The organism is Gordonia sp. (in: high G+C Gram-positive bacteria) (assembly GCF_049647785.1).
Taxonomy (GTDB): Bacteria; Actinomycetota; Actinomycetes; order Mycobacteriales; family Mycobacteriaceae; genus Gordonia.
Map to the genome: position 1 here is coordinate 135,690 of NZ_JBARYI010000029.1, position 22,927 is coordinate 158,616.

Consider the following 22,927-nt stretch of genomic DNA (forward strand, 5'->3'; position numbering starts at 1 on the left):
CCGCACTACAGTTGTGGCATGGCCGAATCATCCTCGCGGAGCCAGCCCCGCGCCTTGAACACTTACCTGTTCGGCCCCGAAGACTCCGAGTTGATCGTCCTCGCGGTGCACGGGCTCACCGGCCATGGGCGACGCTGGGAATCTCTGGCCGCCGATCTCCTACCCGGTGTGCGTGTTATTGCTCCGGACTTGCTGGGGCACGGGCGCAGTCCCTGGCAGCCACCGTGGAGTATCACCGATAACGCCAATGCCCTGGCGCAGGTCCTCGACCGCCATCTGCCGAGCGGACGCCGCGTCGTGATTCTCGCGCACTCCTATGGCAGTGCCATCAGCCTGGCGCTTGCCGAGGCTCGCCCCGACGCGATTGCCGGGCTGGTGTTGCTCGATCCCGCGCAGGGTTTGGATGCCGAGTTCGCCGGAACCATCGCTGAAGCGGCAATGGCGCATTGGGGCAACACCGACGCCGACGATGCGCGCGCCGCCAAGCGCATGGAGGGCTGGAACGAAGTTCCACCCGAAATCCTGGATGCCGAGATCGCCGAGCACCTCGTCGATACGCCTGACGGTCGAGTCAGCTGGCGCGTTTGCGCACCGGCGGCAGCGATGGCGTGGAGTGAGATGACGGACCGATTCCGCATCCCGCCTGCGGGTATCCCAACCCACGTTGTGGTGGCCGACCGCGTACAACCGTCTTTTGTCCGCCCCGAATTCTTGGCGGCGTGTGCCGCCGAGCGGGCCGACACCGTAACCGTGCACCACGTCGACACCGAGCACATGATTCCGTTCCTGGCGCCGGAGTTTTGCGCCGAACTCGTCCTGGACCTCCTGTAGGCGAACGATGGCAGCGGTCACCGAAGCACAGGTTGAGCAGGTGCGCGCGCTCATTGCTGCGGTCCCCGAGGGCATGGTCACCACGTATGGCGATCTCGCGGACGTCGTCGGGTTGTCGAGCCCGCGGATCGTCGGCTGGATTATGCGAACCGACTCGGCCGACCTGCCCTGGCATCGAGTGGTCCCGGCGTCCGGTCGACCCGCCGCCGGTTTACGGGCCCGTCAGCTGGCGAAGTTGCGCGACGAGGGCGTGCGCGTAGTCGACGATCGCGTCGATATGAAGGTTCATCGGATGGTTTGGAAAGCACCGACTTCCGACTGACTCCAAAGTTTTTGGCGCGGTTTCGCTAGACCATCATCCGAACGAGGTCCACGACGCGAGTCAGACCGGGGAGGGCACCCGTGGTTGAACGGGGGTGCAGACCATGCACGGCGAGCCGAAACATCACGGCGCGCAACATCATCTGCGGCCATTCCGGATGGTGCGACCACCGATCAATGAGATCTTCGCTCGCTCCACCCCACGCCAACGCGTCAACAACGACGACCGCTGCGGCCCACGACGCCGGGCGCCAATACGGAACGATGTCGGTGATGGCGGGCGCGGCGGCACCCGCAAACAGCACGGTGCCGAAGAGATCCCCGTGGACCACCTGAGGCTGCAGGTCGACGGGCTTGCGGAGTTTGCCGAGCACCTTGACCTCGGCGATGCTCCGTTGGCCGTCCTCCGTGACCGGGTCGTCCATGCCAGCTGCGCGTGCGGTGCGCAACGGTACGTCTTCCCATGCCGCACGGTCTGCGGCGACGAAAACATCGACGTCGTTGAACGGCGGGGCGGGTTGTTGCAGCATGAAGCGCGGGCGCTCGAACTTGGCGGTCGCTTCGTGCAGTCGGTCAGCGAGGGCAACAACTTCGTCGTACCGCGGTTCCGGACTCCCCGCCACGTAAGTATCGGCGCGCCAGCCCGAGACCACGTACCGGCCATCGGACGCGCGGATTGGCCGAGCGATGCGCATCCCCTCGACATAGAGATGCTCGCGGGCGGTTGCCGACCAGGCGGCGCGCGCATGGTCCGGGACCAGCGTGAGGACCACTTCACCAACACGCCAGCCCGCACCATCCATCGCAATGGGCGGATGTGCGGTGAGCCCGAAGGTCGTTAACACCTGCTCGGGCGGAGAGGCAATGGTGGTCACGAGGCTCAGATTACCCAGGACACCACCGCTTTTCGGTCAGCGACACCGGCGGGCGGACCCCCAAATGTCAATTCAGCGGTATCCAGCCGGGCGTGTCAGTACATCGGCATCGTCGGGTCTACCTGCGCCGCCCACGCCGCAATTCCCCCTTGCAAATGGGTGGCGTCGCCGAACCCCGACCGCTTCAACGAAGCCAACGCCTCGGCCGACCGGATACCCGTCTTGCAGTACAGGATGATGGGTCGATCATGCGGCAGATCGCCCAGTGCGCGACCGGACGTGATCTCACCGGAAGGTATGAGCACCGCACCATCGATCTTGTTGATCTCGAACTCGACGGGCTCGCGCACATCAATCAGCGCCGGCGGCGTCTCGGAGCGGAGAGCGGCCTCGACTTCGGCCGGGGTCAAGGTGGACCCAACGGCCGCCGCCGTTGCCTCGTCGGACACCACACCGCAGAACTCGTCGTAGTCGATGAGCGCGGTAACGGCAGCCCCCGCCGGATCCTTACGAACTTGGACGGTGCGGTACGTCATGTCGAGGGCGTTGTAGACCATGAGGCGTCCCAGGAGCGGTTCCCCGATACCGCAGATGAGTTTGATCGCCTCGGTGCCCATGATGGAACCGATCGATGAGCACAAGATCCCGAGCACGCCGCCCTCTGAACACGACGGCACCATCCCCGGCGGCGGTGCCTGCGGATATAGGTCGCGGTAGTTGATGCCACGACCGTCAGGGGCGGCCTCCCAGAACACTGACACCTGGCCCTCAAACCGGTAGATCGAACCCCACACGTACGGTTTGCCCGCCAGAATCGCGGCGTCGTTGACCAGGTACCGGGTGGCGAAGTTGTCGGTGCCGTCGAGGATCAGGTCGTACTGCTTAAACAGGTCCACGGCGTTCTCCGGTTCGAGCCGAAGATTGTGGAGGCGAACGTTAATGTGCGGGTTGATCTCTAGCATCGAGTCCCGCGCGCTCTCGATCTTGAGGCGTCCGACGTCGTGCACTCCGTGAATGATCTGACGTTGCAGATTGGAAGTTTCGACGACGTCGAAGTCAACGATCCCGATGGTCCCGACTCCGGCCGCTGCCAAGTACATCAGCGTTGGAGCACCGAGGCCGCCAGCACCCATCACGAGGACTTTCGCGTTCTTTAGCCGCTTCTGACCGGTCATGCCGATGTTCGGAATGATGAGGTGGCGACTGTAGCGAGCTACCTCATCTCGGCTCAACTCCGCTACGGGTGCAACAAGCGGCGGCAACGACGACATAGCTAAAAGTCTCGACTACTTACTGGGGAAGGGCCAGGCGTTGGGCTTGCAGACCAGGCTGCGGTCGGCTTCCATCCCGGGATCAAGGGCCATGATTTGGGCGTTGGCGGTGCCGAACGTCTGTTGCATCATGATCGGCGCAAGCGCACCGTTTTCCTTGCACGGCTGATGTTTCTCGTAGCCGATACCGTGGCCGACTTCGTGATTGATGAGGTACTGGCGGTAGAACAGGTCGTCGCCCTCAAACGACTGCGCGCCCCGGATCCAGCGGGCCTCATTGAGGACCACGCGCTTGTCCGGTGGGTAATAGCAGGAACTCTCCAGCTTGATTTGGTAGCCGCACAGTTGACGCGTGGTATCGGTCGAAGACAGCGAGATCCGCAGGTCCGGATTGCCGGTGGCGATGCGCCGGAACGACACCTTGCCTCCACCGATCCAACTCTTTTCGTTCGACAGCGTGTTCTGCACGAGTTTCGCGTAGCTCGCTTCGCCACCGAAGTCTTGCGGGTTAAGACCGTCCTCCACTTCGACGGTGTACGTGTACACCTGGTTCGACGTCCCAACTTTGGCACTCGTGCCGTTCACCGGGTGAAAGACGCGTTGGCCCTTGCGGGTAAACGGTCCGCCCGGCGGTAACGCGCCAGCCGGGAGTGCAGCCTCTTGGATTTCCCCGGAAGGAGCACCGATCGGCGTCGTCTCTTCCTGCTGCACATCTGGGTTCCGGACGTCGTTCCCGGTGATCGTCGCCTCGGCGGGCGCGGCGGGCTCGTTGTGTTGGAACGTCAGCACCAGCAACGCCACGGTGAGTGCCGCAAGCACCGGGATGGCGTACGCGCGCCACCCGTAGGTGCTGACAAAATTGCCAAGGGCGCTGCGCTTGCGGCGCTCCACCCGCTCGGCGCGAACTCGTCCCGAGTCGGCGATGGGGTCCCACCGAGCACGCAGCGGCTGGTCGGGCCGCGGTCGACGGGGACGTTGCGTCCCTGGCTCAGGTGTACCGGTCACGCCTCAACTTTCTCACAGATGGCCTTGGGCACCGCACATCTACCCGCCGATTCCGCGATCCCAAAGCTGTGATCGCGCCCTCTCCTAGTACCATTTAGGAATGTCCTCTCCCAGTTCTCCCACGTCGGCCACGGAAGGCAGCGGGCGCACCAGCACCCGGCTTCCGCGCAGTGCACGCCGCCGTCAACTCCTCGACGCAGCGAGCGAAATCTTCGTCGAACGGGGTTATCACTCTGCGGGAATGGACGAAATTGCCATCCACGCGGGTGTTAGCAAACCCGTTTTGTACCAGCACTTTCCGTCCAAGTTGGACCTCTACATCGCGGTTGTCGACTCGCATGCGGACAAGCTGGTGTCCGAGGTTAATCGGGCCCTATTGACGACCAGTGACAACCGCCAGCGCGTACAGGTTGCGGTGGAAGCGTTCTTCGATTTCATCGACGATGACAACTCCGGCTACCGCCTAATTTTCGCTTCGGACGCCATGGATCCGGCAGTTATTCGCCGCGTTGAGGGTGCCACCGAAGCCTGCGTCGACGCGGTTTACGGTCTTGTGATGCAAGACTCAGGCATGGATCCGTACCGCTCGCGGATGCTGGCCGCCGGCCTCGTTGGCGCGAGTGTGGTCAATGCCCGCTACTGGGTCGACGCCAGCCGCCCCATCGACAAGCAGAGCGCCATCGACACCACCGTCGCCCTCCTGTGGGGCGGTTTGGCTAGCGTCCCAATGATGAACGCGTCGAACGAATAGCTCCCTGACCGTGTTCTCGCACTACGGCGCGTACACCGCTGTCTCGAAGCGCTGGTAGTTGTTCCAGGCGGTTGGGTCGGCGAGCGGGAGGACCTGCGTGGCCCACATTCCGGCGATATCGGCACTGCGGTCGATCCAGAAGTACAGGTTCGCCAATCCCGCCCAGCCCAGGGAACCCGCAGAGCGTCCGGTGGGGCCTTGCTCGTCGTTGACGAGGAACGAGTACGCCCACGAGGCTGGCTGGCCGGGGAAAAACTCGAAGTCGCGGGCGATCACCGGATCCACGCTCCGCATCGGATGCACGTGTTGATTATTGGTGAGGCCATTGCGAGTGGCCCATTTGACGGTCTCGGTACTCAGCACCCGACCACCGTCAGCTGCACCGTCGCGCAGCCACATTTGGAGAAAGCGCACGTAGTCGGGCACCGTCGAATAGAGGCCCTGCCCACCCATCTGCACCTCGGGTGACTGCGGCATGACCATTCGAGTGGCCTTCAGCCCGCCGTCGGGAAGGCGGAGATGCACGGTCGCCCTCCGCTCGCTCATCGAAGCGGTCAGGAAGAAGCCAGAACTGTCCATGCCAATCGGTGTGAAAACCCGCTCCGCGAGCACCTCGTTAAGGCTTGCCCCGCGCACCGCTTCGACGATGCGGCCCGCCCAATCGATATTGCTGCCGTAGTTCCACGATGAACCGGGTTCAAACAGCAACGGTGTCATCAACGATGCTTCCGCCGCGGTGGCGATATCCGGGTAGTGACCGTCGCGAACCAGGCGCCGGTAGTTGTCGCTGAAGAACGGGTACGCGAATCCAGCCGTGTGCAACAGCAGCATCCGCGTCGTGATGGGTGTGCGGACTTGTCGAATCCGGGGACCGCCGTCGTCGGCGAAGCCGTCGAGCACACCGACTTCCCCCAGCAGGGGAAAGTACTCCGCCGCCGGTGCGTCGAGGTCCAGGAGTCCGTCCTCGACGCATTGCAGAACCGCCGTCGCGGTCAGCGGCTTGCTCGCCGAATACAGGGCTAGGACGGTGTCGGCCGTCATCGGCTGGTCCACGGTTCGACGGCCCGCAGCGCCGGTGTAGATGGTTCCGCTGGCACGCGTCACGGAAGCAACCACGCCCGGGAGTCGATGCGCTTCCGGCCCGACGACTGCTTCGGAAAGCAGTGCGTCGAGCCGGGTCGCGTTCAGTTCTGCCATGAATTTTTATTGGATGAAGGGAGGTACCTAGGCTGCGCCAAAGCCGACGCGACGGTTCTCGGCGCTACCAACCTCGACGTAGGCGATCTTGCTTGCCGGGACCAGCACGCGCGATCCTTTATCGTCGGTCAGCGACAGCACTGCGTCGGTGCCGTCGAGGGCCCGTTCCGCCGCCGCGTAGACCTCCTCGGCCTTCGCTGAAGTGCTGAAGCCCAACTCGCGGGGGCTGTTCTCAATACCGATCTTGACATCGACGCTCATGGTTTCGAATCGTACTCGTCAGGCGAGATTAAGGTCCGCCATCCGCTGCGCGTGGCGGGCCGCCATGTTGTCAAAGAAACCGGCCGCATTGGCAAGGGTCGCGTTCCCATCGAACAAGAGGGTCATCACGTCCTCCTCCTCGGCCAAAACCCACTGCATGTGGGTGATTGCTTCGCCGAGCAAGCGTCGACCCCAAAGTGCCAGCGGCGAGGCGACCGCCGGGTTGTCCGCGACCGCGGCCCGCACCTGGTCAACAGCAAACTGGGACGACCCCGTCTCGGCCATCACCGACCTCATTGTCGGGCGCACTTCCTCGGGCATCATGTCGGCGACTTCGGCGTAGAAGTCTGCCGCTAAGCCGTCACCGACGTGCATTTTCACCAGCACTTCGAGCCAGGAGGTCGGCATGGTGACGCGGTGGTATTCGTCGAACACGCGATGGTGCGCGGTGAGTGCGGATTCCGGATTGCCGCCGCTCACGGTGATCTGCTCGGCCAACACCTCGTAGTGACCCATCTCGCTGGCGATCAGACGAGCAATCGCCAACCGGTCGGCCAAAGTCGGTGCCATCGATGACTCATCCATCAGCCGAGAACACGCGGCAAACTCGCCCGCGAGGAGGACTTCGTACAGCTTTCGGATGGCGGCAGCGTTGTTCGACATGCCAGTCAGAGTATGCAAGGCGGTACACTAGATTCCAGACGTGTGGCCGATCCACCCGCCGAATGCACAATTCTCGGCGACCCACACCGGTTGCGAGCGGCACGTCAGACTTTGAGCGCGCACCTCGCTACAGCCCAAGATCTCGCGGTTTTCCCTGTGTGCGTGCATGAACACTCGAGAGGCTTGAACTACATATGACCACGGATTCCACGGTGGATACCACCACCGCAGGTGCCACGAAAGCCGACGACGACGTCGTTACGACGATCGTCGCCGAAGACCACGCCGCACCCACTTTTGCTGAGCTTGGCGTCGATCAGGCGCTTGTTGACGCGCTGATTGCGGATGGGAAGACTCACACTTTTGCCATTCAGGAGCTGACGCTTCCGCTGGCGATGGCTGGCTCTGATCTCATCGGCCAAGCTCGCACCGGCATGGGCAAAACGTACGGCTTCGGCATCCCCATGCTGCACCGACTGCTCCACACCGAAGAGACGGGTCTGCGCGCGCTCGACAACACCCCGCGCGCCCTGGTGATCGTCCCGACTCGCGAGTTGTGTGTCCAGGTCACCGAAGACCTCGAAGTCGCCGCCAAGGGCGTCGACGTGACCCTGGCCGACGGCCAGGTTCGCCCGCTGAAGCTCGTCTCAATCTACGGCGGCCGCCCCTACGAGCACCAGATCGCCGAACTTCAGTCCGGCGTCGACGTTGTCGTCGGCACGCCCGGTCGACTTCTCGATCTGGCACAGCAGGGCCACCTGGTCCTCGGCAAGGTTGCCGTGCTGGTGCTCGACGAAGCAGACGAGATGCTCGACCTGGGCTTCCTGCCGGACATTGAGCGCATCATGGGTGCCCTGCCGACAGACCGTCAGACCATGCTGTTCTCGGCGACGATGCCCGGTCCGATCGTCACCTTGGCGCGCACCTTCCTGAACCGTCCGACGCACATTCGCGCCGAGCACGCGAATGACTCGGCCGTCCACGAGCGCACCACCCAGTACGCTTACCGCGCGCACGCGCTCGACAAGGCTGAACTCGTGGCACGCGTCTTGCAGGCCGAGGGCCGTGGGGCGACGATGATCTTCACCCGCACCAAGCGCACCGCGCAGAAGGTAGCCGACGACCTCGCCGAGCGCGGTTTCTCCGTCGGTGCCGTTCACGGCGACCTCGGCCAGGTGGCCCGAGAAAAGGCCCTAAACAAGTTCCGTGAAGGCAAGATCGACGTCCTGGTAGCGACCGACGTCGCGGCACGCGGTATCGATGTCGATGATGTCACGCACGTGATCAACTACCAGTGCCCCGACGACGAAAAGACCTACGTGCACCGCATCGGTCGTACCGGCCGCGCCGGTCGTACCGGTATTGCCATCACGCTCATCGACTGGGACGAACTGCACCGATGGTCGTTGATCGACAAGGCTCTCGGCCTCGATATGGCCGATCCGGTCGAAACCTACTCGACTTCCGATCACCTGCTCGAAGAACTCAATATCCCGGCCGATGCCAACGGTCGAGTCGGCGCGCCGACCAGCGCTCCGGATGAGCGTCGCCGTGAGCCGCGCGAGCCTCGGGCCGATCGCCCGAAGCGTGAGCGTCGACGTACCCGCGGCGGCCAGAGCGACGCCGCTGCCAAGACCTCGGCCGACACAACTGTGGCCGACAAGCCTGCTGCCACCGCTACCGAAGGTGCCGGCGAGCCTGGCGCCGAGGGCGGTGCCCGTCGTCCGCGTCGGCGCCGTCGCCGCAGCGGTGCCGGTTCAAAGCCCTCCGCCACGCCAAGCGAATGATCAGCCACGCCAAGCGAATGATCCGCCACGCCAAGCGAATCATCAGCCACGCCGAGCGAATAGTTTTCACATATTCTCGCGAGAATGGGACAGATCAAACCTGAGCGGCGCACCCGCACCGACCTGATCGCTACCGCAGTGATTGCGGCGATCGTGGTTGTTGCGGGTGTTCTCATGTGGTGGACCTCTTCGGCGAGGCAGAGCGAGTCGGTGCCCGCAACATCGGACGCCCCGATTCAGCTGCCTGCGGAGAACGTGCCGCGACAGGTTTCGGTGAGCTGGTCGACGCCGTCGGAGGTGACGGCCATCCCGCAGATCACCCGCGACTCAGTGGTGTCCGCAAACGGTGGGACCGTCGTTGCCCACGCGGTGGCTGACGGCAAGCAGCGGTGGCGTTACAGCCGTAATTTGCCGCTGTGCGCAACGGCTGCGGGCTGGTCCGGCGGAGACAACAGTGTGCTTGCCGTGTTTCGAAATTCGCGCGGTTGCAGCGAAGTGATGTCCCTTCGCGCCAGCACCGGTACTCGTCACATGTCTCGCAGCAGCGACGCCGACTCCGAGGTGCACCTGTCTATCGATTCCAGCTATGCCCTCCTGTACGGACCAACCCGTTTGGAGACGTGGGGTTCCAATCTGGTCCGTGGCATCGAGTACGGCCGTATCGATGCACCCGTCAATCCGGATGTGACGCCAGGTCGCTCCGAATGTCGCCTCTATTCAGCGTTGTCCGGTGCCGATCGGGTCGCGATTGTGGAACGCTGCGACGGCGACCCGGGCTATCGACTGACAGTCCTGAGTTCCAATCTGACGAGCGATGAAAAGATCCGCCAGTGGGGTTCCACGCTGATCACGACATCTGCGAGCAGTCCCCCGCCCCGCGTTATTGCTGCCACCGACTCCACGATTGCGGTTTACGACGGCGGCGGCGATCAGACGGGTGCCGTCGGTGTGCCCGGCGGCCCGCGCATCCGCCTCTTCTCGCCGCAGGCCGAGGTGCGCGCCGATCATCCCGTCGCGGGTGATCCGGGGGCTCCCGTCCGCAGTGAGCCGATCGCCGAGCAGGGCGTCATTTCGTTTTGGACCGGGAAGTCGACAGTGGTGCTTGATGCCACGAATGCCACACCCCTGTTTCAGGTCGCAGGCAGCATCGGTGCTGGCACCATTATGGCTGGTCAGCTGTTGGTGCCCATGCCGGGAGCGATTAGCGTACGCCGCGCCTACGACGGTCGCGAAGAGTTTGTTATCCCCGTCGACCGCAAGGACGCCGCAGGCCGCGAACCCGCTGCCCCGGTCTCGCTCCGCGTGATCGGCTCCACCATCGTGGAGCAGCGCGATTCAAACCTGGTAGCCCTGCACTAGCGCGCCGCTACTCTGCTTCGGGTTCGTAGGTGCGGAGTTTGCCGCCCTGCCACGATTGGGCGAGGTTGTCGGCCAATTCCCGGTAGGCCGTCGCGCCCTTGTTTTTGCGTCCGCGCATCACCGAGGCTCCGGAAGCGGAGGCTTCGGCAAACCGGACGGTCCGCGGGATTGGCGGCAGTAACACCGGCAGGTCATAGCGGTCACTCACATCCGACAGGACGTCGCGGCTATGTGTGGTGCGCGCGTCGAAGAGGGTGGCGACAACACCCAGCAACTTGAGGTCGGGGTTGGTGATCTGCTGGACTTCGGTGACGGTTCGCAGCAGTTGCCCCACGCCACGGTGCGCCAGCGTTTCACACTGCAACGGCACCATCACTTCCTGAGCCGCGGTCAAACCGTTGAGAGTCAGCACACCCAACGACGGTGGGCAGTCAATGAGGATGACGTCGTAGTCTTCGGCGACCTCGGCGAGCGCACGCTTGAGCGCATACTCGCGGCCCGGCCGCATGAGGAGCAGAGCTTCGGCACCGGCGAGGTCGATGGTAGCGGGCAGGAGGGTGACCCCATCCTCGGTAGCCAGGAGCACATCCGCTATCTCTTCGGCACCAATCAGCACATCGTGCACGGACTTTTCGAGTTGGTCAGGGTCATGCCCCAGCGAAAAAGTGAGGCATCCCTGCGGGTCGAGGTCGACGACGAGGACAGAGAAGTCCCTATCGGCCAGCGCCGCACCGATCGACGCGGTGGTGGTGGTCTTCGCCACACCACCTTTCTGATTCGCAATAGCTAGGGTGCGCGTCATAGGCACCACCATACGGTGGCACGAATCATGCCTATCGCTTGGCGTCCGGAGGCAGTTCGTCGGCATTGAGCCACGTCACCGAGGCCGGAGCAAACAGCAGCGCCAGGATCGCCAAAGCGATGATGGCGACCGGAACGCCAACCTGTGGCAACCCACTGCCGGTAATCAGCGTGTACGCAACGGGCAGCAACAAGATCTGGGCCATCAACGAAAGCCCACGGCCCCAACGCTTTCCGCGTGTCAGAGCCATTCCGCCGGCGGCGACAGCACCGCCAATCACGATGAACCAGGCCGCGGTTCCATACCCGCTGATGGCGGCTTCATGGTGGCCTGCGGCCTCTCGCACGATCAGAACGACGGCGACGATCAGCCCCAGCGCACCTTGGGCTGCCGTGGCGAAACCAGCCCAGCGGAGGGTACTGGGAACGGTGGGTTGCTCGGGTGCTGGGAAGGAACTACTCACCGCATCAGCCTATGGCGCGACACCCTCGAATCGTGAATTGGGCCCGCGGCGGATATCGTGGTGCCTCGTGCGCGTCATGCTCATTACGAACCCGTTCGCCACCTTCACCACGCCTGAAGGTCGTGACGCGCTGGCCCATACCCTCGCTTCCCGCTACGAGGTGGTCGTCGAGCACACCGCACACCGCGGGCATGCAGGCGAACTCGGCGCACGTGCCGTAACCGAGGGGTTCGACGCGGTGGTCGTGCATGGCGGTGATGGCTCAGTCAATGAGGTCGCCAACGGCATCCTTGGTTCGCCAGATGCCCTCCCCCGCGATCCGTCGACGCTCCCGGCGCTCGGTGTGGTTCCCGGCGGCAGCGCGAACGTCTTCGCCCGCGCGCTCGGAATCGACCGCGACCCCCTCGCGGCCACCGCTTTGATCATGACGATGCTTGACCGGCGTGAACGGCGCACCATTAGTCTCGGCCACACTGCGGGCCGCTGGTTCCTCTTCAACGCAGGCATGGGCATGGACGCGATCGTCGTCAGGCGAATGGAAGAACTGCGCCACAAAGGCCGCAAGGCGACCGCTGGCCGCTACTTTCGGACCACGCTCAGTTCTTTCTTCCGCCCGTCGGTGACTCCCCCGTCATTCACCGTCGAAGTGCCCGGCCACGACCCCGTGGACGGGGTCCGTTTCGGTTTTGTCAGCAATACCGGCCCGTGGACCTACTTTGGTGCTCGCGAGATACGGACAAATCCGGGAACGGACTTTGACCACGGCCTCGGAATTTTCGCCGCTACTTCTGTGTCCGTGCCGCGCAATATTCTGCTCGGTGCCCGACTGCTCGCAGGCGTCGAACCCAAAGCCCGCCATCTCTTCCGCCAGGACGATGTGGACTGGGTTCGTTTCACCTCACCCGAGCCTGCCGACGTCCAGATTGACGGCGACTACCTGGGGTTATTCGAAAAGTTGGAGTTCGGCCACCGACGCGGCGTACTCGATGTGGTTGCACCCCCGAAGACCGTTTAACCCCTGGGCTACCGGCCGGTAAGCACGAGTTTGACTTCTTGCCAACCCCTTGTGACGTATACGGCAATCGCGAAACAACCCTAGCCAAGGATCGACACACAGTAGTACAACAGTAAATGACGCAATCAACCACCCCTGCCAAGCGACGTCCTGCGCCCCAAGCCAGGTGATCCCCGGAACCCGGCGATCTCGGATTGCACACTGTCAAAAATGACCATGATGCAAGCTCGCGCTCATAGCGCCGCAAAGCTTTGAAGGAGTATGTAATGGATTGGCGCCACAAGGCCATTTGTCGTGACGAGGATCCGGAACTGTTCTTCCCGGTTGGCACCTCTGGACCGGCAATCGCCCAGGTCGCGGATGCCAAGTTGGTTTGCCAGCGTTGCCCTGTCACCGCTGACTGCCTCGCATGGGCTCTCGAGACCGGCCAGGACGCCGGCGTCTGGGGCGGTATGAGCGAAGACGAGCGTCGCGCGCTGAAGCGTCGCAATGCGCGCACTCGCGCACGCAGCGCCGTCTAAAGACACGCACTCTGCAGAGGAACCCTGGCCGTGACGGCCAGGGTTCCTCTGCGTTTAGGTTAGCGCTGGCCTAATCAGCGCAGCGGAACGTCGATGACGACCTGCGCGCCAATACCGGCGGGGCCCGGCCGCAACTCGATGCTGCCGGACAAGTCGTTCGACACCAGGGTGCGAACAATCTGCAGGCCGAGTCGGTCGGAAGTGTTGAGGTCGAAGCCGTCGGGCAGACCGCTTCCATTGTCGGTCACCAAAACCTGGAGGCCACGCACGTCGCGAATGGCTCCGATAACGATCTCCGCACCTTCGTTCCCGGAGGTGAACCCGTGCTCAATGGAATTTTGGATAACCTCGGTCAATACCATCACCAAGGGCATAGCCAGATCGGCGGGCAAGACGCCAAGGCGACTGTCTCGGCGCACCGTGACCCGGGTGGCACCATCGGGTAGCCACACGTCGACAAGCGAGGTCCCCAAGCGGTCCACCACGGTATCGAGATCGACTTCTTCATCGACACTGCCGGAAAGCATCTCGTGCACCAGGGCGATCGACGAGACCCTGCGGACGGCTTCACCGAGTGCCGCGATCGTCTCCGGGTTACCCGACCGACGTGACTGCAAACGCAGCAGTGCCGAGACACTCTGCAGATTGTTCTTCACCCGGTGATGAATCTCGCGGATCGTCGCATCTTTGCTAATGAGGGCTAGGTCGCGGCGTCGGACTTCGGTCACGTCGCGGATCAGCAGGACCGCCCCGCGCGACTGTCCACCCGTTTGCAGCGGTACCGCGCGAAGCAGGACCGTCGCGCGCCGCGCGTCAAGTTCCATCCGCAACGCCAGTTCGGGTGCGGGCAACGACCCCGCGCCGACCGTCCCCGCAGCGGCCTCGATCATCGCCCCCGCTTCTGCGGCTTCAAACGGATCGGTGAGCAGTTCGCTAAGCACCTTGGGTAGTCGTACCCCACCGAGATCGGTGGTCCACCCCATGCGGTGCACAGCCGACAGTGCGTTGGGACTGGCGTAGGTGACGGCACCGCCAGCCGCGAGGCGAATGAAACCGTCGCCTGCACGCGGTGTTGACAAGCCCAGCGTGTTGGCCTCGTCGAGCGGAAAGGTCCCTTCGACGACCATCGCGCACAGTGCTTCCGCGGCGTCCCGATACGCCGACTCCAGCGGTGACGGGGGACGAGGGTCGGAGGCATCCCCCGCACGCCCGAGGACGGCAATAACCTGCCCCTCAAACGACACTGGGATGGCGACCCGATCGATCAGCAGATTGCCGAATCGCGTCGCCAAGCCTTCGCGTTCGATCTCACCCGACCGCAGCGCCACCGGCATCAGCGGATTAGCCCCCTGCGGGCTTGCGGGTTGATCGACGCGACGCTCCACCTCATCGCGGGGAAAGACGGTCGCCGCCGTGTTCGGGCGCACCTGTGCCACATACACCAGGTGCTCTCGTTCGATCGTGTCGTCGTCGACGGGAACTGCGAGGAGGTAGTCCGCAAATGACAGGTCAGCGAGCAACTGCCATTCGGCGACGAGTCGCTGCAGATGCTCGGCAGCCGAGGCCGACAGGGTGGTGTGCTCGGCGAGCAGATCGGTCAGGGTTGCCATGGGCTCAGATTGGCAATCTCTAGATCAGCCCGGCTATGCCGCGTCAGTCCCGCTGGTAGGTGGCGATGATGTCGCCAGCCTGGATCACGTCACCGACGTTGACCTTGACCTCGGCGAGGACGCCAGCGTCCTCGGCCAGGACGGGGATCTCCATCTTCATCGACTCGAGGAGCACCAGGGTGTCGCCAACCTCGACGCTCTGACCGGCCGTCACCGACACTTCGAGCACAGTCGCAACGATTTCATTGATCACGTCTTCCGCCATGGGAGCAATGGTAACCGAGCGCCTGTTCGGGCGGTCAGGTTGTTGGTGCGATTTCCTGGACAACGCGCTGGCATGAAATACTGGACGGCAGCACTTGACACCGCACGATCGAAGGAGATCCGTCATGAGCAAGCGTGGACGTAAGCGGCGCAGCCGTAAGAAGAACGCAGCCAACCATGGCAAGCGTCCCAACGCCTGAGTTTTCGAACTCGTCAGCGTATAAAAGTGGCCCGGTCCCCCAAGGGGAACCGGGCCACTTTTGCATCTTGGGGCTTACCGCTCGCTCACTCGATGCGATACGTGGTTGTGGTTTGAATCGTCACCGTGCGCAGTTTGATGCGGAGTCGCTCACGCAGGCTGTCGGGCGCGTGCTCGCCGCCGCATTTGCGGCTCACGAGTGCCTTGATCTGCTGTTCAATGCCGTACTGCTCAAGGCACGATGGGCAACCGTTGACATGCCCTTCCAGTCGGGCGCGGGCCCCACTGTCGCATTCGTTGTCGAGAAGCAGCCAAATGTCAGCGAGTACTGCCGAGCAGTCGAGGTTCGCAAATTCGCTGGGGCCGTCGTTCGGGGTGCTCACTTCGTGACCTCCTGTGTGCGCCCGAAGCCACGTTCTCGTGCGACGTCGACAAGTTCATCGCGCAACTGTTTACGCCCGCGGTGCAGCCTCGACATAACGGTGCCAATGGGGGTATCCATGATTGCTGCGATCTCCTTGTACGGAAGTCCTTCGACGTCTGCGTAGTAGACGGCCATCCGGAAATCTTCGGGCAGCTTGCCCAACGCTTCCTTGATTTCGTCGTCGGGGAGCGCGTCGAGGGCTTCGATCTCTGCCGAACGCAGACCCGTCGATGTGTGCTCGGCACTGGCGGCCAATTGCCAGTCGGTGATCTCGTCGGTCGGATACTGAGCAGGCTGTCGCTGCTTCTTCCGATACGAGTTGATGTAGGTGTTGGTCAGGATTCGGTACAGCCAAGCCTTGAGGTTGGTGCCTTCACGGAACGACTTGAACGCCGAGAACGCCTTGATGTAGGTCTCCTGCACCAGGTCTTCGGCGTCTGCCGGATTGCGGGTCATCCGCAGTGCGGCACCGTACATCTGGTCGAGTAGCGGCAGGGCGTCGCGCTCGAAGCGCTCGGTGAGCTGCTCCTGCGTCTCTTCCGGCGCGGTACTGACTTCCGATTCGGCAACCCCGGACGAGGTCACACCTTCAGGAGAAACTGGACTCTCGGCTGACAATGGCTTCCCTTCGATGGAAATATGCTGAACCAAGTCTAGCGAGCCATGTCCCAAGTCCGCGCCTTCCAGCCGACCATGCACCTGTGTGCCGCGAGAAAGTGTTGCTGCAGCCACGTGCCTGTCACCTCCTGAACTCCAATGGTTATCGACCCCCTCAACAACGCTCGGGGCGACTTTGTTCCAGGGGCCCGGCACGGCCCCTTCAGCCATGCCAGCATGGAGGCTATGTGCGGACGCTATGCAGTGACTACCGATCCGGCCAAGTTGGCTGCGGAGATTGACGCGGTCAATGAGGTGGCCGACGAGGCAGTGCGCGAGTCGTACAACGTGGCGCCCAGCACCACGGTCATGACTGTGGTCTCTCGGCATGAGCACGGTCATCCCGACGACGACCCAGTGCGCCGAGTGCGGGCCATGCGGTGGGGCTTAGTGCCGTCGTGGACCAAAGAACTGGGCAAAGGTCCCCTGTTGTTCAATGCGCGCGCTGAAACTCTCGCCGAAAAGCCCGCGTTCCGCAGTTCGCTACCGGGTAAGCGCTGCCTGGTGCCCATGGACGGCTGGTACGAGTGGAAACCAGGTCCGCTCGGCGCCAACGGCAAGCCGACCAAAATCCCGTTCTTTATGTCCCCCGCGGACGGCACCCGACTGTTCATGGGTGGCTTGTGGGCAGCGTGGCGACCAGCCGAGGCACGCGCCGCCGGCGACGACAGCCAGTGGGTGTCGAGCACGACGATCATCACCACTGACGCCGTCGGGAAACTGACCGACGTGCACCATCGGATGCCGCTGATCATGCCGTTCGAATACTGGGAGGCCTGGCTCGACCCGGGTCACGCTGCTGATCCAGTTCTCTTGGCGCCGCCCGCGTCGAATCTCGTCGACGCCATTACCATCCGCGAGGTGTCGCCACTCGTGAACCGGGTCTCGAACAACGGTCCCGAACTTCTCGAACCCGTCGACTCCATGCCATAGTCAGTGCTCATGAGCGCTCAACGTCCAGGATTCTTCCAAAAGATCGGCTACCTCCTGGGCCGACCGCTGCCCGAATCCATGAAGGACTGGGTGCTGGCCGACATCACCGGTCCGGGGCACGTGCGTCGCTACTTTGTTCGCGGCCTGGTCCCGGTGATCCCGTTGTTCATCATCTTTCTGCTGATCCCGGCAAGCATTTGGGTTCAGCTGGGGATGATCGTGCTGCTATTGATCCCGTTCGTGTACTTCCAGATCGCGTTGAGCCAGGTGTATCGCCGCCATCTGCTGGTTAACAATGGCCTCGACGCGTCCGTGCTGGATGCACGAAAAGCCAAGCGCGCGGACGCCGTCCGCGACGAGTACCAGAATCGTCACGGACGGTAGACCAACCCGTCAGGCGTACTGGTAGTCCTCCAGCGGGAAACTGCCCTGCTCGCGCAGCGTGGTCAGCGTGGCGCTGGGACGCAGCAGCGTGGCTTCGCCGTGCTGGTTGAAGTAGTAACTGCGCGACGTGCTGCAGTCGCCCGCGTAGAACACCGACGAGTCCAAGTCACCGGTGACCTTGTCGAGGAATTTCGCATTTGCTTCCTCCGACACTTCAAACCGATCGGTGCCACGACGTCGCATTTCACCAAAGAGCCTGCCAATGTGCTTCATCTGACCTTCGATGGTCGTGAAGTACGACAGCCCGCTGTACGAATACGGACTGTTGAGGGTCAAGAAATTCGGGAACTGTGGGACGGTAATCCCCTCGTAGGCTTGGAACCGGCCTTCGCGCCACCATTTGCCGAGGTCTCGACCTTCGCGCCCGGTGATCGTGAAGGCGGGGAAATTCACATCCCACAGGTTGAAGCCGGTCGCCAGAACCAGCGTGTCGATCTCGACCTCGGTGCCTTCGCCGGTCACGATGCCGGTGGGCGTGAAGTGGCCGATGCCACCGGTTTCCAGCTTCACATTGGGCTTGTTGAAGGCTTGGAAATACTTGTTCGAGAAGGTCGGTCGCTTGCAGCCGAAGTCGTAGGTTGGGGTCAGCGCCCGGCGGGTGACAGGGTCCTTGACGGCGCGCTTGAGGTAGGCCTTCGATGCCTCGGCGGCCAGCTTGTTGCCAGCCTTGAGTTGCTTGTAGTGCAAGACGCCGCCGACCATCAGCACCTCGAGCATCGATGTGTTGACGGCGCGCGCAATCTTTTGGGTGAATGGCACCTTTTGGAAAGCCTTTTGGACCGCTGACGGAATCGCGAAGTCGACCTTCGGGACCACCCAGATGGCGGTGCGCTGAAAAACGGTGAGGTCGTCTGCGGTTTCGGCAATCTCCGGGATTAGTTGGACTGCGGTCGCTCCGGTACCGATCACCGCCGCCTTCTTGCCGGTGAAGTCGTAGCCGTCTTCCCACTTGGTGGTGTGGAGGACGTCGCCTTGGAAGTCGTTGAGCCCGGGGAAATCGGGGATGTGCGGCTGCGACAGGAAACCGGTCGCCGTCACGAGATAGCGGGAGGTCCGGGTCTGTCCGTTGTCGAAGCGAACGGTCCAGAAGCTGGCTTCGTCGTTCCATTCGGCACCTTCGACGACAATCCCGAACTCCATGTGACGCCGGAGGTCGTACTTGTCGGCGACGTGCTCGGCGTAGGCCTTCAGTTCGGAACCGGGCGCAAACAGTCGTGACCAGCGGGGGTTGGGCTCAAATGAGTACGAGTAGGTCACCGACGCAATATCGACGGCCAAGCCCGGGTAGTGGTTGACGTGCCAGGTGCCGCCGAGGTCGTCTTCGCGTTCGATGATGGCGATGTTGTTGATCCCGAGTCGCTTGAACTCGATACCCGCGCCGATGCCGCCGAATCCGGCACCGATGATCAGGACCTCGTGGTCTAGCTGCTGTTCGCCCATGGCGGTTCTCCATCCCCACAACCAGCGGTGCCGCTTGCAGATTACTGTTACTTGAAAACACAGTAACCTGATTCACTCCGCAGCAGAAGGGCCCTCGGGCAGCAAAGCCCCCGGATTCAGCATTCCCGCCGGATCGAGGGCGTGGCGAATAGCCCGCATGGTCGCGATGTCGCTGGCGCTGCGGCCCAGGTGCACCCAGTTGCGTTTGGCGCGCCCAATCCCATGTTCGGCACTAATGCTGCCGCCGAGCGCATCAACCAGGCGCAGCACCTGGTCGGTGACCGCTTCACGCTTACCGGTGGGAACGTCGAGCAAGTTCACGTGGACATTGCCGTCCCCGACGTGACCGAACAGAACGGGGCGAGCGGGAATTTGGTGTGCCAGTTCAGTCACATCGACCATCAGGTCGCCGAGGACTCCTAACGGCACCGACACATCGAGTTTGACGATCGGCGTGGTCGTCGAAGCCGCGATCGCCTCGGTGTGCCGTTCCCGAACTTCCCACAGCCGGCGCGCAGGACCCTCCTCGATTACCGCATCCACCACCCCATCGAGGTGGGCGAGCGCGTCGGCGAGTCCCTCGGGGTCTTCGGCGACTTCTACCAAAAGGACGAATCTCGACTTCTCCGCGATCGGGTTCCCGGCGGGAGTGTCCGCCGTCGCCAACTCCACGCCGTCGGCCGTCATTAGTTCCACCGCCTCGAGGGAAGTCCCCTGCCGCTCTATCGAACCGACGATCCGCAGGGCATCGGCAACCGAGTCCACACCAACCAATCCGACCGCCGTGCGGGGCGGCGGCATCACGAGCCGGAGTAACACCCGGGTGATGACCGCGAGTGTCCCCTCGCTGCCGGCCAGGAGCCCGGGGAGGTCGTAGCCGACGTTGTCTTTGCGGAGTGGGCGCCAGCGAACCAGGATCTCCCCGGAGGCCAGCACCGCCTCCATCCCCAGTACCTGCGCTCGCATGTTGCCGTGGCGAATCATCGCGATGCCCCCGGCGTTGGTGGCGACCATTCCGCCGATCGTGGCCGAGTCACGCGCCGCAAGGTCCACACCGAAGGCCAGCCCAGCGGCGGCCGCGGCATGGTGTACCGCCGAAAGCGTGGCCCCCGCACCCACCCCGACGCACAGATTCACCTCGTCGACGGCTCCGACATCGTCGAGCCGCCGCAGCGACATAATCACGGCGGGCCTGCCCTGACCGGCTTCGGGCTGCGACCCACCCACCAATCCGGTGTTGCCGCCCTGCGGCGTCACCGTCGCTCCGAGATCCCCGCACAGCCGGAGGACCGCCGCCACTTGATCGACGTTGGCCGGACGCACCACAATGGCGTCGCCGGTCCGCCAAGATCCCGTCCAGTCAGTTCGGTAGCCCTCCGTCGTCGCCGGATCAACGAGCACATGACTGCGACCGACGATCTCCGACAACCCGCTGACCAGGTCTGCGCTTGCTGACGGCGACGGAGTTGGCATGATGGCCTCCAAAGGGTTGCTAGGCGCCAGATTACGCGGCACGGCAACCCCACCCCGACAGAGAGCTGGTGCGCAATCATGGCCGAGAAGACCCCTGCGACCGAAAACCCGGAAACCCCGGCAACTACCGCACGCAAAATCACTGCGACCGCCTACGGGGAACCGTCGGAGGTGTTGGAAGTGGCCGAAGTGGAGATTCCGCGGGCGCGACGCGGCACCGTGGTCGTGCAGGTGCGCGCGGCGGGGCTCAACCCGTATGACGTGAAAGTGGTCCGCGGGCAGATGGGCACCAAGGAGGAGAATCTGCCGCTGTCGCTGGGCGGGGAGGCCGCAGGTGTAGTGCATGCCGCTGGGGCCGACTCAGGTTTCCGTGTGGGCGACGAGGTGGTTGTCTATCCGGCTTCTGGCGCGCTGGCCGAGTACGTGTCGTCGAGCGCCGACAACGTGCACAGCAAGCCGGCCGGGTTGGGTTTCGATGTGGCGTCATCTGTGCTGCTGGCCGGTGTTGCCGCCATCGATACCCTTGCGACACTCAGCATTTCGGAGGACGACGTGCTACTGGTGCACGGCGGTTCAGGATCGGTCGGATCCATCGTCGTGAGCGAAGCCCTCGCTTCCGGTGCCAAGGTGATCGCCACCGCCTCACCCCGCAATCACGAGCACCTGAGCAGGCTGGGAGCGATCCCGGTCGCGTACGGCGAAGGCTTGGCTGAAGCTATCGACGCGGCGCGCGGCGACCAGGCGGTCACCGCCGTCATCGACACCGTCGGATCCGACGAAGCTATCGACGTCTCACTCCAGTTGGTGAAGCCGCACCGCATCGTCAGCCTGGCAGCCTTCGGTCGATCCGGCGACGGCATCGTGGTGCTCGACGGGAGCAGCGAGCAGAGCAAGCACTTCCGCCGCAGCGCTATCGAGCCCCTCCTGGAGGACGCGGCGGCCAAGCGGATCACCGTCGAGATCGCCCGCCGGTTCGGCTTCGACGACGCCGCCGAAGCCTTCGAAGAACTCGCTGGCTCGCATCCGCGCGGGAAGCTGATCTTCAACCCGCGCGCCTGATGTGCTCCGCTATTTCTTGCTGTTGAAGTAGAGGGTGGCGGCACCGACGACGGCCAGGCCAATCAGGCCAAGCCAGAAGACTGCCTTGAGGAGCGGACCGACGATCGACAGTGCGATGAGCACCGCGACGACGATCAGCAGGATCTTCCAGATGGACGCGCCACCGGATTTGCGGGTGTTGGTTTCATAGTTGGTAGCCATGACTCCACCGTGGTCCCACTCAGCGAGAAAGTCACGCGCTGCAGCTCAAGACGGGGGTAAGTTCAGGGTCCTCCCCTACTCGTCGAATCGTTGGCACCCGACGCGTGCGACCTTGTTCATAATTTGGCGGGGACGGGAATATGACAGCGACCGAGCAGAGTTGGACTTCCCATGGCTATCGATCAGATCCCGAACATCACGTTGAACAATGGCGTCGAGATCCCGCAGCTGGGTTTTGGCGTCTTTCAAATCCCGCCCGCCGACACCAAGGCCGCGGTCCTGACCGCTCTGGAGGCGGGATACCGGCACATTGATACCGCGCAGATGTACGGAAATGAGCGCGAGGTCGGCGAGGCGGTTCGCGAATCCGGGCTCGACCGGACTGAGGTCTTCGTCACCAGCAAGCTGAACAACAACGCGCACGATCCGAAGGACGCCCGCGACGCGACCGCGCGCAGCATCGACGCCCTCGGTATTGGCGCCATGGACCTCTACCTCGTCCACTGGCCGATGCCCGCCGTCGGCGACTTCGTTCGCACATGGCAAACCATGGAGCGCCTCTACGAGGATGCCCATACCCGCGCCATTGGCGTTTCCAACTTTCACCGAGCCCACCTTGAACGCCTGTTCGCCGAGACCGAGATCGTACCCGCCGTCAACCAGATCGAAGTCCACCCCTATCTGACCCAGGTTCCGTTGCGAGATTTCAACCGCAGCAACGGGATTCACACGCAGGCGTGGTCGCCGATTGCGCAGGGCGACGTCCTCGACGATCCGGTTCTGACGGCGATTGCCGCCGAGACCGGACGCACAGTCGCGCAGGTGGTGCTGCGGTGGCACGTCCAACTCGGCAGCATCGTCTTCCCCAAATCGACAACTCCCTCGCGCATCGTCGAGAACCGCCAGATCTTCGATTTCGAACTCACCGCAGACCAGGTTGACCGGATCAATGCCCTCAACGCCGACCGTCGGCGCGGCCCCAATCCCGACGAGTTCAACTGGATTCCCGAGTAGGAGTTCTGCAGCACAAATTCGCTCGAGGAATCTGCCGGAGGCAGGCTCGCGCTGATTCGTCGCAGGGCGATCGGGCACCTACCATCG

General features: G+C 63.4%; 27 protein-coding genes. 12 read left to right on the plus strand and 15 right to left on the minus strand.

Translation table 11 applies throughout. The features are described from left to right. Nucleotides 1-18: 18 nt before the first annotated feature. The gene (locus WBA38_RS04750; RefSeq protein ID WP_424293461.1) at nucleotides 19-831 is read left to right on the plus strand and encodes an alpha/beta fold hydrolase; all 813 of its coding nucleotides are present in this window, start codon (nucleotides 19-21) and stop codon (nucleotides 829-831) included. Between the two features lie 7 nt (nucleotides 832-838). Beyond that, a complete protein-coding gene (locus WBA38_RS04755; protein ID WP_424293462.1) occupies nucleotides 839-1,153 on the plus strand; it encodes an MGMT family protein in 315 nt (104 codons plus the stop codon). 25 nt (nucleotides 1,154-1,178) lie between these two features. Here the strand turns inward: WBA38_RS04755 and WBA38_RS04760 are convergent, their stop codons facing one another. The 3 genes from WBA38_RS04760 to WBA38_RS04770 form a co-directional block, all read right to left on the minus strand. After that, the gene (locus tag WBA38_RS04760) at nucleotides 1,179-2,027 is read right to left on the minus strand and encodes a TIGR02569 family protein (RefSeq protein ID WP_424293463.1); all 849 of its coding nucleotides are present in this window, start codon (nucleotides 2,025-2,027) and stop codon (nucleotides 1,179-1,181) included. A gap of 95 nt (nucleotides 2,028-2,122) precedes the next feature. Next, a complete protein-coding gene (gene moeZ / locus WBA38_RS04765) occupies nucleotides 2,123-3,298 on the minus strand; it encodes an adenylyltransferase/sulfurtransferase MoeZ (protein ID WP_424293464.1) in 1,176 nt (391 codons plus the stop codon). A 15-nt stretch (nucleotides 3,299-3,313) separates the two neighbouring features. After that, nucleotides 3,314-4,303 (minus strand): DUF3152 domain-containing protein, encoded by a 990-nt coding sequence (locus WBA38_RS04770; protein ID WP_424293465.1) that lies wholly within the window; start codon nucleotides 4,301-4,303, stop codon nucleotides 3,314-3,316. Nucleotides 4,304-4,403: 100 nt separating this feature from the next. Here WBA38_RS04770 and WBA38_RS04775 point away from each other — a divergent pair, with 100 nt between their 5' ends. Further along, on the plus strand, nucleotides 4,404-5,054 hold the full coding sequence (locus WBA38_RS04775) for a TetR/AcrR family transcriptional regulator (RefSeq protein WP_424293466.1): 651 nt from the start codon (nucleotides 4,404-4,406) through the stop codon (nucleotides 5,052-5,054). A 21-nt stretch (nucleotides 5,055-5,075) separates the two neighbouring features. On the opposite strand, the gene WBA38_RS04780 is transcribed toward WBA38_RS04775, so the two are convergent. Genes WBA38_RS04780 through WBA38_RS04790 form a run of 3 tightly spaced genes read right to left on the minus strand, consistent with a single transcriptional unit; the run spans nucleotide 5,076 to nucleotide 7,175 of the window. Beyond that, nucleotides 5,076-6,251 (minus strand): serine hydrolase domain-containing protein, encoded by a 1,176-nt coding sequence (locus WBA38_RS04780; protein WP_424322213.1) that lies wholly within the window; start codon nucleotides 6,249-6,251, stop codon nucleotides 5,076-5,078. Between the two features lie 27 nt (nucleotides 6,252-6,278). After that, the gene (locus WBA38_RS04785) at nucleotides 6,279-6,512 is read right to left on the minus strand and encodes a DUF3107 domain-containing protein (protein WP_424293468.1); all 234 of its coding nucleotides are present in this window, start codon (nucleotides 6,510-6,512) and stop codon (nucleotides 6,279-6,281) included. Between the two features lie 18 nt (nucleotides 6,513-6,530). Further along, nucleotides 6,531-7,175, minus strand: a complete 645-nt coding sequence (locus WBA38_RS04790; protein ID WP_424293469.1) for a ferritin-like fold-containing protein — start codon at nucleotides 7,173-7,175, stop codon at nucleotides 6,531-6,533. Between the two features lie 194 nt (nucleotides 7,176-7,369). On the opposite strand from WBA38_RS04790, the gene WBA38_RS04795 reads away from it, so the two are divergent. Continuing rightward, nucleotides 7,370-8,962, plus strand: a complete 1,593-nt coding sequence (locus tag WBA38_RS04795; protein ID WP_424322214.1) for a DEAD/DEAH box helicase — start codon at nucleotides 7,370-7,372, stop codon at nucleotides 8,960-8,962. 84 nt (nucleotides 8,963-9,046) lie between these two features. Next, nucleotides 9,047-10,321: a hypothetical protein gene (locus WBA38_RS04800; RefSeq protein ID WP_424293471.1), complete on the plus strand. Its 1,275-nt coding sequence runs from the start codon at nucleotides 9,047-9,049 to the stop codon at nucleotides 10,319-10,321. Nucleotides 10,322-10,328: 7 nt separating this feature from the next. Here the strand turns inward: WBA38_RS04800 and WBA38_RS04805 are convergent, their stop codons facing one another. Together WBA38_RS04805 and WBA38_RS04810 are read right to left on the minus strand one after the other, a co-directional pair. Beyond that, nucleotides 10,329-11,123, minus strand: coding sequence for a ParA family protein (locus WBA38_RS04805; RefSeq protein ID WP_424293472.1), 795 nt, complete (start codon nucleotides 11,121-11,123; stop codon nucleotides 10,329-10,331). Between the two features lie 31 nt (nucleotides 11,124-11,154). Then, nucleotides 11,155-11,586: a hypothetical protein gene (locus WBA38_RS04810; protein WP_424293473.1), complete on the minus strand. Its 432-nt coding sequence runs from the start codon at nucleotides 11,584-11,586 to the stop codon at nucleotides 11,155-11,157. Nucleotides 11,587-11,653: 67 nt separating this feature from the next. On the opposite strand from WBA38_RS04810, the gene WBA38_RS04815 reads away from it, so the two are divergent. Next, nucleotides 11,654-12,601: a diacylglycerol/lipid kinase family protein gene (locus WBA38_RS04815; protein ID WP_424293474.1), complete on the plus strand. Its 948-nt coding sequence runs from the start codon at nucleotides 11,654-11,656 to the stop codon at nucleotides 12,599-12,601. Between the two features lie 266 nt (nucleotides 12,602-12,867). Beyond that, nucleotides 12,868-13,122 carry a WhiB family transcriptional regulator gene (locus WBA38_RS04820; RefSeq protein WP_009679257.1) on the plus strand — a complete coding sequence of 85 codons (255 nt, stop codon included), beginning with the start codon at nucleotides 12,868-12,870 and terminating at the stop codon, nucleotides 13,120-13,122. Nucleotides 13,123-13,196: 74 nt separating this feature from the next. Here WBA38_RS04820 and WBA38_RS04825 read toward each other — a convergent pair whose 3' ends face one another. Continuing rightward, a complete protein-coding gene (locus WBA38_RS04825) occupies nucleotides 13,197-14,732 on the minus strand; it encodes a sensor histidine kinase (protein WP_424293475.1) in 1,536 nt (511 codons plus the stop codon). Nucleotides 14,733-14,775: 43 nt separating this feature from the next. Beyond that, entirely contained in the window at nucleotides 14,776-14,997 is a 222-nt protein-coding gene (locus tag WBA38_RS04830; RefSeq protein ID WP_424293476.1) for a biotin/lipoyl-binding carrier protein, read from the minus strand. A 124-nt stretch (nucleotides 14,998-15,121) separates the two neighbouring features. Here WBA38_RS04830 and WBA38_RS04835 point away from each other — a divergent pair, with 124 nt between their 5' ends. Next, entirely contained in the window at nucleotides 15,122-15,196 is a 75-nt protein-coding gene (locus WBA38_RS04835) for a 50S ribosomal protein bL37 (RefSeq protein WP_372434446.1), read from the plus strand. An 85-nt stretch (nucleotides 15,197-15,281) separates the two neighbouring features. On the opposite strand, the gene rsrA is transcribed toward WBA38_RS04835, so the two are convergent. Both rsrA and WBA38_RS04845 read right to left on the minus strand, forming a co-directional pair. Continuing rightward, a complete protein-coding gene (gene rsrA / locus WBA38_RS04840; protein ID WP_424293477.1) occupies nucleotides 15,282-15,578 on the minus strand; it encodes a mycothiol system anti-sigma-R factor in 297 nt (98 codons plus the stop codon). Beyond that, complete coding sequence (locus WBA38_RS04845; protein ID WP_424293499.1) at nucleotides 15,575-16,306, minus strand: sigma-70 family RNA polymerase sigma factor; 732 nt, start codon at nucleotides 16,304-16,306, stop codon at nucleotides 15,575-15,577. Before WBA38_RS04845 ends, rsrA begins: the two co-directional genes overlap by 4 nt. Before the next feature lie 156 nt (nucleotides 16,307-16,462). Here WBA38_RS04845 and WBA38_RS04850 point away from each other — a divergent pair, with 156 nt between their 5' ends. Together WBA38_RS04850 and WBA38_RS04855 are read left to right on the plus strand one after the other, a co-directional pair. Continuing rightward, nucleotides 16,463-17,209 (plus strand): SOS response-associated peptidase, encoded by a 747-nt coding sequence (locus tag WBA38_RS04850; protein WP_424293478.1) that lies wholly within the window; start codon nucleotides 16,463-16,465, stop codon nucleotides 17,207-17,209. A gap of 9 nt (nucleotides 17,210-17,218) precedes the next feature. Further along, on the plus strand, nucleotides 17,219-17,593 hold the full coding sequence (locus WBA38_RS04855; RefSeq protein ID WP_424293479.1) for a DUF5313 family protein: 375 nt from the start codon (nucleotides 17,219-17,221) through the stop codon (nucleotides 17,591-17,593). A 9-nt stretch (nucleotides 17,594-17,602) separates the two neighbouring features. On the opposite strand, the gene WBA38_RS04860 is transcribed toward WBA38_RS04855, so the two are convergent. Together WBA38_RS04860 and WBA38_RS04865 are read right to left on the minus strand one after the other, a co-directional pair. Further along, nucleotides 17,603-19,093, minus strand: a complete 1,491-nt coding sequence (locus WBA38_RS04860; RefSeq protein WP_424293480.1) for a flavin-containing monooxygenase — start codon at nucleotides 19,091-19,093, stop codon at nucleotides 17,603-17,605. Between the two features lie 72 nt (nucleotides 19,094-19,165). After that, nucleotides 19,166-20,566 (minus strand): FAD-binding oxidoreductase, encoded by a 1,401-nt coding sequence (locus WBA38_RS04865; protein ID WP_424293481.1) that lies wholly within the window; start codon nucleotides 20,564-20,566, stop codon nucleotides 19,166-19,168. A 78-nt stretch (nucleotides 20,567-20,644) separates the two neighbouring features. Between WBA38_RS04865 and WBA38_RS04870 the strand changes: the two genes are divergently transcribed. Next, nucleotides 20,645-21,625 carry an NADP-dependent oxidoreductase gene (locus WBA38_RS04870; RefSeq protein ID WP_424293482.1) on the plus strand — a complete coding sequence of 327 codons (981 nt, stop codon included), beginning with the start codon at nucleotides 20,645-20,647 and terminating at the stop codon, nucleotides 21,623-21,625. A 9-nt stretch (nucleotides 21,626-21,634) separates the two neighbouring features. Here the strand turns inward: WBA38_RS04870 and WBA38_RS04875 are convergent, their stop codons facing one another. Continuing rightward, nucleotides 21,635-21,826: a hypothetical protein gene (locus tag WBA38_RS04875; RefSeq protein ID WP_424293484.1), complete on the minus strand. Its 192-nt coding sequence runs from the start codon at nucleotides 21,824-21,826 to the stop codon at nucleotides 21,635-21,637. 171 nt (nucleotides 21,827-21,997) lie between these two features. Between WBA38_RS04875 and WBA38_RS04880 the strand changes: the two genes are divergently transcribed. Next, entirely contained in the window at nucleotides 21,998-22,840 is an 843-nt protein-coding gene (locus WBA38_RS04880) for an aldo/keto reductase (protein ID WP_424293485.1), read from the plus strand. Nucleotides 22,841-22,927 lie beyond the last annotated feature (87 nt).